12 protein-coding genes, 1 pseudogene and 1 other annotated feature are annotated in these 13938 nt (G+C 45.0%); of the genes and pseudogenes, 12 read left to right on the forward strand and 1 reads right to left on the reverse strand.

The window, feature by feature from the left end:
• Nucleotides 1-75 precede the first annotated feature (75 nt).
• From O3652_RS05555 to trpA, 12 genes are all read left to right on the forward strand, one after another.
• Nucleotides 76-1821, forward strand: a complete 1746-nt coding sequence (locus O3652_RS05555; protein ID WP_371590147.1) for an ABC transporter ATP-binding protein — start codon at nt 76-78, stop codon at nt 1819-1821.
• The gene (locus O3652_RS05560; RefSeq protein WP_371590148.1) at nt 1811-3553 is read left to right on the forward strand and encodes an ABC transporter ATP-binding protein; all 1743 of its coding nucleotides are present in this window, start codon (nt 1811-1813) and stop codon (nt 3551-3553) included. The genes O3652_RS05555 and O3652_RS05560 overlap by 11 nt, the downstream gene beginning before the upstream one ends.
• 183 nt (nt 3554-3736) lie before the next feature.
• On the forward strand, nt 3737-4429 hold the full coding sequence (locus O3652_RS05565) for a sugar transferase (protein ID WP_371590149.1): 693 nt from the start codon (nt 3737-3739) through the stop codon (nt 4427-4429).
• 42 nt (nt 4430-4471) lie between these two features.
• Nucleotides 4472-5698, forward strand: coding sequence for a DegT/DnrJ/EryC1/StrS aminotransferase family protein (locus tag O3652_RS05570; RefSeq protein ID WP_001134529.1), 1227 nt, complete (start codon nt 4472-4474; stop codon nt 5696-5698).
• 429 nt (nt 5699-6127) lie between these two features.
• Complete coding sequence (trpB, locus tag O3652_RS05575; protein WP_084921733.1) at nt 6128-7306, forward strand: tryptophan synthase subunit beta; 1179 nt, start codon at nt 6128-6130, stop codon at nt 7304-7306.
• Nucleotides 7297-7528, forward strand: a binding site (T-box leader). It overlaps the preceding gene by 10 nt.
• Before the next feature lie 71 nt (nt 7529-7599).
• On the forward strand, nt 7600-8961 hold the full coding sequence (gene trpE / locus O3652_RS05580) for an anthranilate synthase component I (RefSeq protein ID WP_371590150.1): 1362 nt from the start codon (nt 7600-7602) through the stop codon (nt 8959-8961).
• A complete protein-coding gene (locus tag O3652_RS05585; protein WP_101785972.1) occupies nt 8958-9524 on the forward strand; it encodes an aminodeoxychorismate/anthranilate synthase component II in 567 nt (188 codons plus the stop codon). The genes trpE and O3652_RS05585 overlap by 4 nt, the downstream gene beginning before the upstream one ends.
• Nucleotides 9525-9534: 10 nt before the next feature.
• A complete protein-coding gene (trpD, locus tag O3652_RS05590) occupies nt 9535-10539 on the forward strand; it encodes an anthranilate phosphoribosyltransferase (protein WP_371590151.1) in 1005 nt (334 codons plus the stop codon).
• Nucleotides 10536-11303, forward strand: coding sequence for an indole-3-glycerol phosphate synthase TrpC (trpC, locus tag O3652_RS05595; protein ID WP_371590152.1), 768 nt, complete (start codon nt 10536-10538; stop codon nt 11301-11303). The genes trpD and trpC overlap by 4 nt, the downstream gene beginning before the upstream one ends.
• Nucleotides 11290-11889 carry a phosphoribosylanthranilate isomerase gene (locus O3652_RS05600; RefSeq protein ID WP_371590153.1) on the forward strand — a complete coding sequence of 200 codons (600 nt, stop codon included), beginning with the start codon at nt 11290-11292 and terminating at the stop codon, nt 11887-11889. Before trpC ends, O3652_RS05600 begins: the two co-directional genes overlap by 14 nt.
• Nucleotides 11867-13090 carry a tryptophan synthase subunit beta gene (gene trpB / locus O3652_RS05605; RefSeq protein ID WP_371590154.1) on the forward strand — a complete coding sequence of 408 codons (1224 nt, stop codon included), beginning with the start codon at nt 11867-11869 and terminating at the stop codon, nt 13088-13090. Before O3652_RS05600 ends, trpB (O3652_RS05605) begins: the two co-directional genes overlap by 23 nt.
• On the forward strand, nt 13083-13859 hold the full coding sequence (gene trpA / locus O3652_RS05610) for a tryptophan synthase subunit alpha (RefSeq protein ID WP_371590155.1): 777 nt from the start codon (nt 13083-13085) through the stop codon (nt 13857-13859). Before trpB (O3652_RS05605) ends, trpA begins: the two co-directional genes overlap by 8 nt.
• Here trpA and O3652_RS05615 read toward each other — a convergent pair.
• Nucleotides 13831-13917, reverse strand: a pseudogene (locus O3652_RS05615) (prepilin peptidase); the annotation flags it as partial. The gene trpA and the pseudogene O3652_RS05615 sit on opposite strands and share 29 nt — an antisense overlap.
• Nucleotides 13918-13938: the final 21 nt, after the last annotated feature.

The raw sequence follows: 13938 nt of genomic DNA on the forward strand, positions 1-13938 counted from the left end.
TAGTTTCCTAGTTTGCTCTTTGATTTTCATTGAGTCTTGGCCTCAGGTTTCCATTTGCAATCAGAAAGGGATTTTATGTCCATTATTCAAAAACTCTGGTGGTTTTTCAAGTTAGAAAAGCGCCGTTATCTAGTCGGGATTGTGGCCTTAGTCTTGGTTTCCGTCCTCAATCTCATTCCCCCCATGGTCATGGGACGGGTGATTGATGCCATTACGTCGGGGCAATTAACCCAGCAGGACCTCCTTCTTAATCTATTTTATCTACTGCTGGCAGCCTTTGGGATGTACTATCTGCGCTATGTTTGGCGCATGTATATCCTTGGAACTTCCTACCGTCTGGGGCAGATTATGCGGTCTCGTTTGTTTGAGCATTTTACCAAGATGTCGCCAGCCTTTTATCAGACCTATCGGACAGGGGATTTGATGGCGCACGCTACAAATGACATCAATGCCTTAACTCGTCTCGCAGGTGGTGGTGTCATGTCTGCGGTCGATGCCTCTATCACGGCTCTAGTGACCTTGCTGACTATGCTCTTTAGCATTTCATGGCAAATGACCTTGGTTGCCATTCTTCCCTTGCCTTTTATGGCTTATGCGACCAGTCGTCTAGGGAGAAAGACTCATAAGGCTTTCGGAGAATCTCAAGCTGCCTTTTCCGAACTCAATAACAAGGTGCAGGAGTCTGTATCAGGTATCAAAGTGACCAAGTCTTTCGGTTATCAGACGGATGAGCTGGAGTCTTTTCAGGAAGTAAATGAATTGACCTTCCAAAAGAACCTGCAAACCATGAAATACGATAGTCTCTTCGATCCCATGGTTCTCTTGTTTGTTGGTTCGTCCTACGTTTTAACTCTTTTGCTCGGTTCTTTGATGGTTCAGGAGGGGCAGATTACGGTTGGAAATCTGGTTACCTTTATCAGCTACTTGGATATGCTGGTTTGGCCTCTTATGGCCATTGGCTTCCTCTTTAATATCACTCAGCGAGGGAAGGTGTCCTATCAGCGAATTGAGGATCTTTTGTCTCAGGAATCACCTGTAAAAGACCCTGAATTTCCTCCGGATGGTATTGAAAATGGGCGCTTGGAGTACGCTATTGACAGTTTTGCTTTTAAAAATGAAGAAAAACTGACGGATATTCACTTTAGCTTGGCAAAAGGGCAAACTCTGGGCTTGGTTGGTCAGACAGGCTCTGGGAAAACATCCTTGATTAAGCTCCTCTTGCGTGAATACGATGTGGATAAGGGTGCTATTTACCTAAATGGTCACGATATTCGGGACTATCTTCTGACAGACCTTCGTAGTCTCATGGGCTATGTTCCTCAGGACCAGTTCCTCTTTGCGACCTCTATCTTAGACAATATCCGCTTCGGCAATCCGAACTTGCCCCTTTCAGCAGTTGAGGAAGCGACTAAGCTAGCTCAAGTTTACCAAGATATTGTAGACATGCCTCAGGGCTTTGATACAGTTATCGGTGAAAAAGGGGTCAGTCTATCTGGTGGTCAAAAGCAACGTCTGGCTATGAGTAGGGCTATGATTTTAGACCCTGATATTTTGATTTTAGATGATTCCTTGTCCGCCGTGGATGCCAAGACAGAGTATGCCATCATTGACAATCTCAAGGAGACGCGGAAGGATAAGACAACTATCATCACAGCCCATCGTCTCAGTGCAGTCGTCCATGCAGATTTGATTTTAGTCCTGCAAAATGGCCAAATCATCGAACGGGGTACACACGATGACCTGCTAGCCCTGGATGGCTGGTATGCTCAAACCTACCAGTCTCAGCAGTTGGAAATGAAAGGAGAAGAAGATGCAGAATAAGAAAGAACAATGGACTGTATTGAAGCGCTTGATGTCCTATCTCAAGCCTTACGGCCTCCTGACCTTTTTGGCACTCAGTTTTCTCCTAGCGACGACGGTCATTAAAAGTGTCATTCCCCTTGTGGCCTCCCACTTTATCGACCAGTATCTCAGCAATCTTAACCAAATCGCTGTTACCGTTTTACTGGCCTACTATGGTCTTTATATCCTGCAAACTCTGGTTCAGTATGTCGGCAATCTTCTCTTTGCGCGGGTGTCCTACAGTATTGTCAGAGATATTCGCCGCGATGCTTTTGCCAATATGGAGAAACTGGGCATGTCTTATTTTGACAAGACGCCAGCAGGTTCCATCGTTTCTCGTTTGACAAATGATACCGAGACCATCAGTGATATGTTTTCGGGGATTTTATCCAGCTTTATTTCAGCAGTCTTCATCTTTCTGACAACCCTGTATACCATGTTGGTGCTGGATTTTCGTTTGACAGCTTTAGTTTTGCTCTTTCTACCCTTGATTTTCCTTTTAGTCAATCTCTATCGGAAAAAGTCAGTGAAAATCATCGAAAAAACCAGAAGTCTCTTGTCAGATATCAATAGTAAGCTGGCAGAGAATATCGAGGGAATCAGGATTATCCAGGCCTTCAACCAAGAGAATCGCCTGCAAGCAGAATTTGATGAAATCAACCAAGAACACTTGGTCTATGCCAACCGTTCTGTGGCCTTGGATGCCCTCTTTTTGAGACCTGCCATGAGTTTGCTGAAACTCCTAGGATATGCAGTCTTGATGGCCTACTTTGGTTACCGCGGGCTTTATCTGGGAATAACAGCAGGAACCATGTATGCTTTTATCCAGTACATCAATCGGCTCTTTGACCCCTTGATTGAGGTGACGCAAAACTTTTCAACCCTTCAAACTTCTATGGTCTCAGCTGGACGTGTCTTTGCCTTGATTGACGAGAGGACCTATGAACCCCTTCAAAAGGATAGCCAAGCAAAGATTACAGAAGGTAATATTCGGTTTGAGCACGTGTGTTTCTCATATGATGGAAAACACCAGATTCTAGATGATATTTCCTTTTCAGTTAAGAAGGGTGAAACCATTGCCTTTGTAGGGCATACAGGTTCGGGGAAATCTTCCATTATCAATGTCCTCATGCGCTTTTATGAATTTCAGTCAGGCCGCGTTCTCTTGGATGGTGTGGATATCCGAAACTACAGTCATGAAGAGTTGAGAAAGAATATCGGTTTGGTCTTACAGGATCCCTTCCTCTATCACGGGACTATCAAGTCCAATATCGCCATGTACCAAGACATTAGTGATGAAGAGGTCCAGGCTGCGGCTGCCTTTGTGGATGCAGATTCCTTTATTCAGGACCTTCCGCAGGGTTATGATACCCCCGTTTCCGAGCGTGGTTCGAGCTTTTCTACTGGCCAGCGCCAACTTCTTGCCTTTGCTAGAACAGTCGCCAGTCAGCCTAAAATCCTGATTTTGGATGAAGCGACAGCCAATATTGACTCTGAAACAGAGAGTTTGGTTCAAGATTCCCTAGCTAAGATGAGACAGGGTCGGACGACCATTGCTATTGCTCATCGCCTTTCGACCATCCAAGACGCCAACTGCATCTACGTCTTGGACAAGGGGCGTATCATCGAGAGTGGAACCCATGAGGAACTCTTGGCCTTGGGAGGAACCTATCACAAGATGTATAGCTTGCAGGCTGGAGCTATGTCCTAATACTCTTTGGAAATCTCTTCAAACCATGTCAGCTTTATCTGCAACCTCAAAGCTGTACTTTGATTTTCATTGAACATCAGAAGGAAATCCTTCAAATTACAGATTTCTTGCACCGCCTTTTCCATTTTGTGGTATAATGAAAAATGTTGACAAATAGTATAATAAAAACAAAGGAGAAACAGCATGCTGAAATGGGAAGACTTGCCCGTGGAAATGCAATCAAGCGAGGTTGAGTCTTATTACCAGCTTGTCTCTAAAAGGAAGGGTTCGCTGATTTTCAAGCGTTTCCTGGATTGGGTTCTGGCCCTGTTTTTGCTAGTTTTGACTTCTCCCATCTTTCTTATCTTGAGCATTTGGATCAAGTTGGATAGCAAGGGACCTGTCATTTACAAGCAAGAGCGCGTGACCCAGTATAATCGTCGGTTCAAGATTTGGAAGTTCCGTACTATGGTAACGGATGCGGATAAAAAAGGAAGTCTGGTGACTTCTGCTAACGATAGTCGCATTACCAAGGTTGGAAATTTCATCCGCCGTGTGCGTTTGGACGAACTACCTCAGCTGGTCAATGTCCTTAAAGGCGAAATGTCCTTTGTAGGGACCCGTCCTGAAGTGCCACGTTACACAGAGCAGTATAGTCCTGAAATGATGGCGACCTTGCTCTTGCCAGCAGGAATCACCTCTCCAGCCAGTATCAACTACAAGGATGAGGACACCATCATCAGTCAGATGACAGAGAAAGGTCTGTCGGTTGACCAGGCCTATGTCGAACATGTCCTTCCTGAAAAGATGCGCTATAATCTCGCCTATCTCCGAGAGTTTAGTTTCCTTGGAGACATCAAAATCATGTTTCAAACCGTGTTTGAAGTACTAAAATAAAGTAGTCATGAGAAAATGAGTACAGATAAAAGGAGCAAATCAATGCCAAATTACAATATTCCATTTTCACCTCCCGATATTACCGAAGCTGAAATTGCTGAAGTAGCGGATACCCTTCGTTCTGGTTGGATCACAACAGGTCCGAAGACAAAAGAATTGGAGCGCCGCTTGTCTCAATACACACAGACACCTAAGACTGTCTGCCTCAACTCTGCGACAGCCGCTCTTGAGTTGATTTTGCGTGTTTTGGAAGTGGGACCTGGGGATGAAGTCATCGTTCCAGCTATGACTTATACAGCTTCATGTAGTGTTATCACACACGTAGGAGCGACACCTGTCATGGTGGATATTCAAGCAGATACGTTTGAGATGGACTATGACTTGCTTGAGCAAGCCATCACTGAAAAGACTAAGGTGATTATTCCGGTTGAGCTTGCAGGGATTGTTTGCGACTATGATCGTTTGCTCCAAGTGGTGGAGAAGAAACGGGACCTCTTTACAGCTGCTAGCAAGTGGCAAAAAGCCTTTAACCGTATCGTAATTGTCTCAGATAGTGCCCATGCTTTGGGATCTACTTATAAAGGACAACCAGCTGGATCTATCGCTGACTTTACTTCCTTCTCATTCCACGCCGTTAAGAACTTTACAACGGCTGAGGGAGGAAGTGCGACTTGGAAAGCCAATCCAGCGATTGATGACGAAGAGATGTACAAGGAGTTCCAAATCCTTTCCCTTCACGGTCAAACAAAGGATGCTCTTGCCAAGATGCAATTGGGTTCATGGGAGTACGATATCGTCACACCAGCCTACAAGTGCAATATGACCGATATCATGGCTTCGATTGGTTTGGTACAATTGGACCGTTACCCAGCTTTGCTAGAACGTCGTAAGGACATCGTGGACCGCTATGATCGTGGTTTTGCAGGTTCTCGCATCCGTCCATTGGCACACAAGACTGATAGTGTCGAATCTTCACGCCACCTCTACATCACCCATGTAGAAGGAGCAAGTTTAGAAGAACGCAACCACATCATCCAAGAATTGGCCAAAGCAGGAATTGCAAGTAATGTACACTATAAACCGCTTCCTCTCCTGACAGCCTATAAGAATCTTGGTTTCGATATGGCAGATTATCCAAGAGCCTATGCCTTCTTTGAAAATGAAATTACGCTTCCTCTTCATACAAAATTAAGCGATGAAGAAGTTGATTACATCGTTCAGACTTTGGTGAGAATTTCTGAAGAAATCCTCGGTTCTGGAAAAAAATAATAAAAAATCTTGACAAAAAGCGGACAATAGCATATAATATTCTCAACAAATCAGAAAAGTAACTATTTTTGATCTTCAGGGAGCCTGTGGTGATTGTGAACAGGTGGTTGGAAGTAGTGAAAGTGGGCTGATTTTAAAAATGAATTTGAAACAATGAAAATTCGGTGCGCACACCTTACAGTGCAACTTGTTGTTAGACAAGGCAGAGATGTAAAGGGGAATAGTCCCTTTATAATTGAGGTGGCACCGCGTTACCAACGCCCTCACATGGAAGTAGATTCTGTGTGTGGGCTTTTTTCTTTCGGTCATTTTGTTTATCTTTTATTAGGGCGTTAAGTCGCTTTGATGAACTTGAGTTCTATCTGCAGCTCCTTGCCTACTACTAAAAGCAAACAAAAAGCCGAATTAATATGGAAAGAGGAAAAATTTATGACAACTAAAGGTTATTTTGGACAATTTGGTGGTAGTTTTGTACCGGAGCCGATTCAGGCTTTGTTGGATGAGTTGGAAATGACATTTGACAAATACAAGGATGATCCAGAGTTTTTGGCAGAATTTCGTCATTACTTAAAAGACTATTCCGGTCGCGAAACACCGCTTTATTTTGCGGAAAGTTTGACAGACCACCTAGGTGGAGCTAAGATTTATCTCAAGCGCGAAGACCTTAATCACCTTGGTTCTCACAAGCTCAACAACGTTTTAGGGCAAATTCTTCTTGCCAAACGTATGGGCAAAAAACGTGTCATTGCAGAAACAGGAGCTGGTCAGCACGGCGTTGCGACAGCAGCAGCTGCAGCCAAGTTTGGTATGGCCTGTGATGTCTACATGGGGGCAGAAGATGTGGAGCGTCAACGTCTCAATGTCTTCCGTATGGAGATGATGGGAGCGACCGTTCACGCAGTTGAAACGGGGACACGAACTCTCAAGGATGCGGTCGATGCAGCCTTTGGAGCATGGATGAATGACCTTGAAGCCTTCTACGTTTTGGGATCTGCTGTAGGACCTCATCCTTATCCTACAATTGTTCATGAATTCCAAAAGGTCATCAGTGAGGAATCTCGCCGCCAAATCTTGGAAAAAGAAGGCCGTTTACCAGACTATGTCATTGCCTGTGTAGGTGGTGGTTCCAATGCCATCGGTGCTTTTTCGCAGTATGTGGCTGATGAAGAAGTCAAATTGGTTGGGGTCGAAGCTGCCGGTCACGGACTTGATACTGACAAGCACGCAGCCACTATGACAAAAGGTAGTGTCGGAATTGTCGATGGTATGAAGACCTATGCAGTCTTTAAGGAAGACGGAGAGCTGGCGCCAGTTTACTCTATCTCAGCTGGTTTGGACTATCCAGGGGTTGGTCCAGAACACGCCTACTTCAAAGATTCTGGCCGCGTAGAATACGTAGCAGCGACAGACGAAGAAGCTGTTCAAGCCTTGCTTTTATTAAGCAAGACAGAAGGAATTATCCCAGCGATTGAAAGTTCGCACGCCATCGCAGAAGCGGTTAAACGTGCACCGAAACTAAGTAAGGATGACATTATCATCATCAATGTCTCTGGTCGTGGAGACAAGGACGTAGCTGCGATTGCAGACTACCTAGAAACTAAAAAATAATAGATGGAAAAATTACAGTCCTTTCTCTCACAGAGAGCTTGTGGTTGCTGGAAACAAGCAGAGAAAGCTGTAAGGTTGGGTCCATCTGAAACGAGAGAAGAAAACATAATTCTCAAGGGAGTGCCCTTTATCGCACAGCCTGTTACAGGAGCTTTCTGAGACAGGAATGAGAGATAGGAGAAATCCTATAATTGAGGTGGCACCGCGAATTTCGTCCTCACGCAAGTTATTTTGCGTGGGGATTTTTCATACAATCGCCACGGACTAGAAGTAGAACTGAAAGGGAAATTACAATGGAACGAATCATTCATGGAGATGTCTTATCACCAATCTTGGCTTATATGCGCTTAAAAGGGCAACACAAGGTGATCTTAGAGAGTATTCCGAGAGACAAGGAAACCGCTCGTTTTTCTATCCTAGCCTATAATCCAGTTTTTGAGATTCAGTTTGAAAATGGAGTCCTTTATCAAAATGGTCAAGTGATTGATTGGGATCCCTTGGATTTCCTTTATGAAGTGACTCATAAGAGCCAACACCATTCAGATCTCCCTTTTGGTGGGGGAGCTATTGGCTTTGTCGGTTACGATATGATTTCGCTCTATGAAGAAATCGGTCAAATTCCTGAAGATACCATTGGGACGCCAGACATGCATTTCTTTGTCTATGAGAGTTATATGGTCTTTGACCATAAGAAGGAAAAAATTCATGTCATAGAGGATGCTCTTTATAGCGATCGCAGTCAAGAAGATTTGGAAAAAGCCTTGAATCAAGTGCTTGAGGAATTACGCATCCCTGCTCCAAATGAATTTGAAGATTTGGCTCTATCTCCGCTGAACTTCAAACCGCATATCGCTCCTCAGAAGTTTGAGCAAATGGTGGAAACCGCTCGTGACTTGATTCGTAATGGTGATATGTTCCAATGCGTACTTAGCCAGCGCTTCTCAGCAGAAGTTACTGGAAATCCATTTGACTTCTACAGAAATCTCCGCGTGACCAATCCATCTAATTACCTCTATTTCTATGACTTTGGAGATTATCAAATCATCGGTGCCAGTCCAGAAAGTTTGGTTTCTGTCAAAAATGGCATCGTGACAACCAATCCGATTGCAGGTACGCGACCAAGAGGAGCTACAGATGAAGAGGACAAGGCCTTGGCGACAGACCTCCTGTCTGATGAGAAGGAAACAGCAGAACATCGAATGTTAGTAGACTTGGGACGTAATGATATTGGTCGTATCTCTGAAACAGCCAGTGTTCAAGTCACCAAGTATATGGAAGTGGAGCTCTTCCGCTATGTCATGCATTTGACCAGCGTGGTCAAGGGACGTTTGCTTCCAGAACTCACTGCCATGGATGCCTTGAAAGCTACACTTCCAGCTGGAACAGTTTCAGGAGCTCCAAAGATTCGGGCCATGAGACGGATCTATGAACTGGAAACAGAAAAACGTGGTGTATACGCAGGAGCAATCGGCTACTTGTCTGCGACGGGAGATATGGATTTCGCCATTGCCATCCGAACCATGATTCTCAAAAATCAAACAGCCTATGTGCAGGCTGGGGCAGGGATTGTCTATGACTCTATCGCTCAAAACGAATACCAAGAAACCATTAACAAGGCTAAATCTATGACTAGAATTGGAGAACTAAGACCATGATTTTATTGATTGATAACTATGATTCCTTTACCTATAACTTGGCCCAATACATCGGGAATTTTGCAGAAGTGCAGGTTTTGAGAAATGATGATCCCAAGCTATATGAAGAAGCTGAAAAAGCAGATGGTCTGGTTTTTTCTCCTGGTCCAGGTTGGCCAGTGGATGCTGGAAAGATGGAAGACATGATTCGTGACTTTGCAGGTAAGAAGCCGATTCTTGGAATTTGTTTGGGTCATCAAGCCATAGCAGAAGTCTTTGGTGGTAAGTTAGGCTTGGCTCCAAAAGTCATGCATGGGAAACAGAGCAATATCAGCTTCGAAGCACCATCTGTTTTGTATCAAGGCATTGAGGATGGCCGTGCGGTCATGCGTTACCACAGTATTTTGATTGAAGAAATGCCAGAAGACTTTGAAGTGACAGCTCGTTCGACTGATGATCAGGCCATTATGGGAATTCAACACAAAAACCTACCGATTTATGGCTTCCAGTACCATCCAGAAAGTATCGGAACGCCTGATGGCTTGTCTTCTATTCGGAATTTTATCGAGAATGTTGTAAAGTGAGGAAACTAGGATGAAAGAGATTATTGAAAAACTAGCAAAATTTGAAAATTTATCAGGTGTGGAAATGACGGATGTCATCGAGCGTATCGTAACTGGGCGTGTAACCGAAGCTCAGATTGCTTCTCTCCTCTTGGCCCTTAAGATGAAGGGGGAAACACCTGAAGAGCGCACAGCCATTGCACAAGTAATGAGAGGGCATGCCCAACACATTCCAACTGAAATCCATGATGCAATGGACAACTGTGGTACAGGTGGAGACAAGTCCTTCAGCTTTAACATTTCAACAACTGCAGCCTTTGTCTTGGCTGGCGGCGGCATTCATATGGCCAAGCACGGTAACCGTTCGATTTCTTCTAAATCGGGTTCGGCAGATGTCCTTCAAGCATTAGGCATCAATCTTGACCTCAAACCAGCTGAACTAGGTAAGGTTTTCGATAAAACTGGAATCGTCTTTCTCTTTGCTAAAAATATGCACCCAGCTATGAAGTACATCATGCCCGCTCGTTTGGAGTTGGGAATTCCAACGATTATGAATTTGACTGGTCCACTAATTCATCCAATGGCCTTGGAAACACAGTTGCTTGGTATTAGTCGTCCAGAACTGCTAGAAAGTACAGCTCAGGTATTGAAAAATATGGGTCGCAAACGTGCTATCGTAGTTGCTGGACCAGAAGGGCTTGATGAAGCTGGCTTGAACGGAACAACCAATATTGCTCTTCTTGAAAATGGCGAAATCACCTTGTCAAGCTTCACTCCAGAAGATTTGGGGATGGAATGCTACGCTATTGAAGATATTCGTGGAGGCAATGCTCAGGAAAATGCAGAAATTTTGCTCAGCGTTCTTCAAAACGAACCAAGTCCATTCTTGGAAACGACAGTTTTAAATGCTGGTCTTGGTTTCTATGCCAATGGTAAGGTAGCTAGTATCAAGGAAGGAGTTGCCTTGGCTCGTCAAGTGATTGCTAGTGGCAAGGCCCTTGAAAAACTCAGACTGTTACAGGAGTATCAAAAATGAGTCAGGAATTTTTAGCACGAATTTTAGAGCAGAAAGCGCGTGAGGTCGAGCAAATGGAGCTGGAGGAAATCCAGCCCTTGCGCCAGACTTATCGCTTAGCTGACTATTTAAAACAACATCAAGACCGTTTACAGGTAATCGCTGAGGTCAAGAAGGCTAGCCCTAGTCTGGGAGATATCAATCTCAATGTGGATATTGTGCAACAGGCCCAGACTTATGAAGCGAACGGCGCAGTGATGATTTCGGTTTTGACAGATGAAGTTTTCTTTAAAGGGCATTTGGATTATCTGCGGGAGATTTCCAGTCAGGTGCAGATTCCGACGCTCAACAAGGACTTTATCATCGATGAAAAGCAAATCATCCGTGCTCGCAATGCCGGTGCGACAGTCATCTTGCTCATTGTGGCAGCCTTGTCAGAAGAACGCCTCAAAGAACTATACGACTATGCGACAGAGCTTGGTCTGGAAGTCTTGGTGGAGACTCACAATCTAGCTGAACTAGAGGTGGCCCACAGACTGGGTGCTGAGATTATTGGGGTTAACAACCGCAACTTGACCACCTTTGAAGTCGATTTGCAGACCAGTGTAGACTTGGCCCAGCACTTTGAGGAAGATCGCTATTACATTTCTGAATCTGCTATTTTCACAGGGCAGGATGCGGAACGAGTAGCAGCATCCTTTAACGGAATTTTGGTGGGAACAGCTCTCATGCAGGCAAAGGATGTGGCTCAAAGAATCAAGGAGTTGCAGATTGACAAAGGTTAAGATTTGTGGACTATCGACCAAAGAAGCGGTAGAAACAGCCGTATCAGCAGGGGCAGACTATATCGGTTTTGTCTTCGCACCCAGTAAAAGACAGGTGACCTTGGAAGAGGCTACAGAGCTGGCAAAGCTCATTCCTGCAGGTGTAAAAAAGGTTGGCGTATTTGTTTCACCAAGTCGGGCAGAACTGCTAGAAGCGATTGAAAAAGTTGGCTTGGACTTGGTACAAGTTCATGGTCAGGTAGCAGATGGTTTGTTTGAGGATTTGCCTTGTGCCAGCATTCAGGCCGTGCAGGTAGATGGAAATGGTCATGTGCCTCATTCTCGGGCAGACTATCTACTCTTTGATGCTCCTGTGGCTGGGAGCGGCCAGACCTTTGATTGGGGCCAGCTAGATACGGCTGGATTAGCTCAGCCCTTCTTTATCGCAGGTGGGCTTAAGGAAGACAATGTAGCAAAAGCAATTCAACACTTTACTCCCTATGCAGTCGATGTATCAAGCGGAGTGGAGACAGATGGACAAAAAGATCAGGAAAAGATTAGAAGATTTATAGAGAGGGCAAAGCATGGCATATCAAGAACCAAATAAAGATGGATTTTACGGAAAATTCGGCGGACGTTTCGTCCCAGAAACATTGATGACAGCAGTTTTGGAGTTGGAAAAAGCTTATCGTGAAAGTCAGGCGGACCCAAGTTTCCAAGAGGAATTAAACCAGCTCTTACGCCAGTATGTAGGACGTGAAACTCCCCTTTACTACGCAAAAAACTTGACCCAGCATATCGGCGGAGCCAAGATTTATCTCAAACGGGAAGACCTCAACCATACAGGGGCCCACAAGATTAACAATGCCTTGGGACAAGTTCTTCTGGCTAAACGTATGGGTAAAAAGAAAATTATCGCTGAAACAGGTGCTGGTCAGCACGGTGTGGCAACTGCAACAGCTGCGGCCCTCTTTAACATGGAATGTACCATTTACATGGGTGAGGAAGATGTCAAACGCCAAGCCCTAAATGTCTTCCGTATGGAGCTTTTGGGAGCCAAGGTCGAGGCCGTGACAGATGGTTCGCGCGTACTCAAGGATGCGGTTAATGCAGCCCTTCGTTCATGGGTAGCGAATATCGATGATACCCATTATATCCTTGGTTCTGCCTTGGGCCCTCATCCTTTCCCAGAAATCGTTCGTGACTTCCAAAGTGTCATCGGTCGAGAGGCCAAACAACAGTACCGTGACTTGACAGGTGAAAATCTACCAGATGCCCTAGTAGCCTGTGTTGGTGGGGGTTCGAATGCCATCGGCCTTTTCCATCCATTTGTGGAAGACGAGTCAGTGGCTATGTATGGAGCTGAAGCAGCAGGACTAGGTGTGGATACGGAGCACCACGCAGCTACCTTGACCAAGGGTCGTCCAGGTGTCCTTCACGGTTCTCTCATGGATGTGCTCCAAGATGCCCATGGTCAAATTCTTGAAGCCTTCTCTATCTCAGCAGGTTTGGACTATCCTGGTATCGGTCCAGAACATTCTCACTACCACGATATCAAACGTGCCAGCTATGTTCCTGTGACAGATGAGGAAGCCTTGGAAGGATTCAAACTCTTGTCTCGCGTGGAAGGGATTATCCCAGCCTTGGAATCTAGCCACGCCATTGCCTTCGCAGTGAAATTGGCCAAAGAACTTGGTCCAGACAAGTCAATGATTGTCTGCCTATCCGGTCGTGGGGACAAGGATGTAGTTCAAGTCAAAGACCGCTTGGAAGTAGATGCAGCAAAGAAGGGAGAAGCCCATGCCTAAGACACTAACAGAAAAATTAAACGCTATAAAAGCAGCTGGAAAAGGAATTTTCGTTCCCTATATCATGGCTGGGGACCATGAGAAAGGTTTGGATGGTCTCGGTGAAACAATCCACTTTTTAGAAGATTTGGGTGTTTCAGCCATTGAAGTGGGTATTCCCTTTTCGGATCCTGTTGCAGATGGACCTGTGATCGAAGAAGCAGGCTTGCGCAGTCTAGCTCATGGAACTTCTACCCAGGCTTTGGTTGAAACCTTGAAAACCATTCAAACAGAAGTTCCGCTTGTCATCATGACCTACTTCAACCCCCTCTTTCAGTACGGTGTGGAGAAATTTGTCAAAGATCTGGCAGATACAGCAGTTAAGGGCTTGATTATCCCAGACCTGCCTCATGAGCATGCCAACTTTGTAGAGCCCTTTTTGGCAGACACAGATATCGCCTTGATTCCCCTAGTTAGTTTGACCACAGGACTTGAGCGCCAAAAAGAGTTAATCCAGGGAGCTGAGGGATTTGTCTATGCCGTTGCCATCAATGGGGTAACAGGGAAATCAGGAAATTACCGTGCAGACTTGGACAAGCACCTGGCACAATTGCATCAAGTAGCTGACATCCCAGTCTTGACAGGTTTTGGTGTATCTAGTCAAGCCGATGTAGAACGTTTCAATGCGGTGTCAGATGGCGTTATCGTCGGTTCGAAAATTGTAAAAGCTCTCCACCAAGGAGAGCCGATTGAGGACTTTATCAAACAAGCAGTAGCTTACCAAAAATAATCACACAAGCAGCAAGTAAGAGGAAAGGCACGAAAGGAAGTCTTTCCTTTTTCTTTTGAGGATATAAGTTCATGAATGA

Source organism: Streptococcus sp. 27098_8_23, assembly GCF_041432195.1.
Taxonomy (GTDB): Bacteria; Bacillota; Bacilli; order Lactobacillales; family Streptococcaceae; genus Streptococcus.

Coding starts and splice junctions, on each gene's coding strand:
- O3652_RS05560 (WP_371590148.1), top strand. CDS start 1,811: ATGCAGAATAAGAAAGAACAATGGACTGTATTGAAGCGCTTGATGTCC.
- O3652_RS05565 (WP_371590149.1), top strand. CDS start 3,737: ATGCTGAAATGGGAAGACTTGCCCGTGGAAATGCAATCAAGCGAGGTT.
- trpB (WP_371590154.1), top strand. CDS start 11,867: ATGGCATATCAAGAACCAAATAAAGATGGATTTTACGGAAAATTCGGC.
- O3652_RS05555 (WP_371590147.1), top strand. CDS start 76: ATGTCCATTATTCAAAAACTCTGGTGGTTTTTCAAGTTAGAAAAGCGC.
- trpD (WP_371590151.1), top strand. CDS start 9,535: ATGAAAGAGATTATTGAAAAACTAGCAAAATTTGAAAATTTATCAGGT.
- trpA (WP_371590155.1), top strand. CDS start 13,083: ATGCCTAAGACACTAACAGAAAAATTAAACGCTATAAAAGCAGCTGGA.
- trpE (WP_371590150.1), top strand. CDS start 7,600: ATGGAACGAATCATTCATGGAGATGTCTTATCACCAATCTTGGCTTAT.
- trpC (WP_371590152.1), top strand. CDS start 10,536: ATGAGTCAGGAATTTTTAGCACGAATTTTAGAGCAGAAAGCGCGTGAG.
- O3652_RS05585 (WP_101785972.1), top strand. CDS start 8,958: ATGATTTTATTGATTGATAACTATGATTCCTTTACCTATAACTTGGCC.
- trpB (WP_084921733.1), top strand. CDS start 6,128: ATGACAACTAAAGGTTATTTTGGACAATTTGGTGGTAGTTTTGTACCG.
- O3652_RS05570 (WP_001134529.1), top strand. CDS start 4,472: ATGCCAAATTACAATATTCCATTTTCACCTCCCGATATTACCGAAGCT.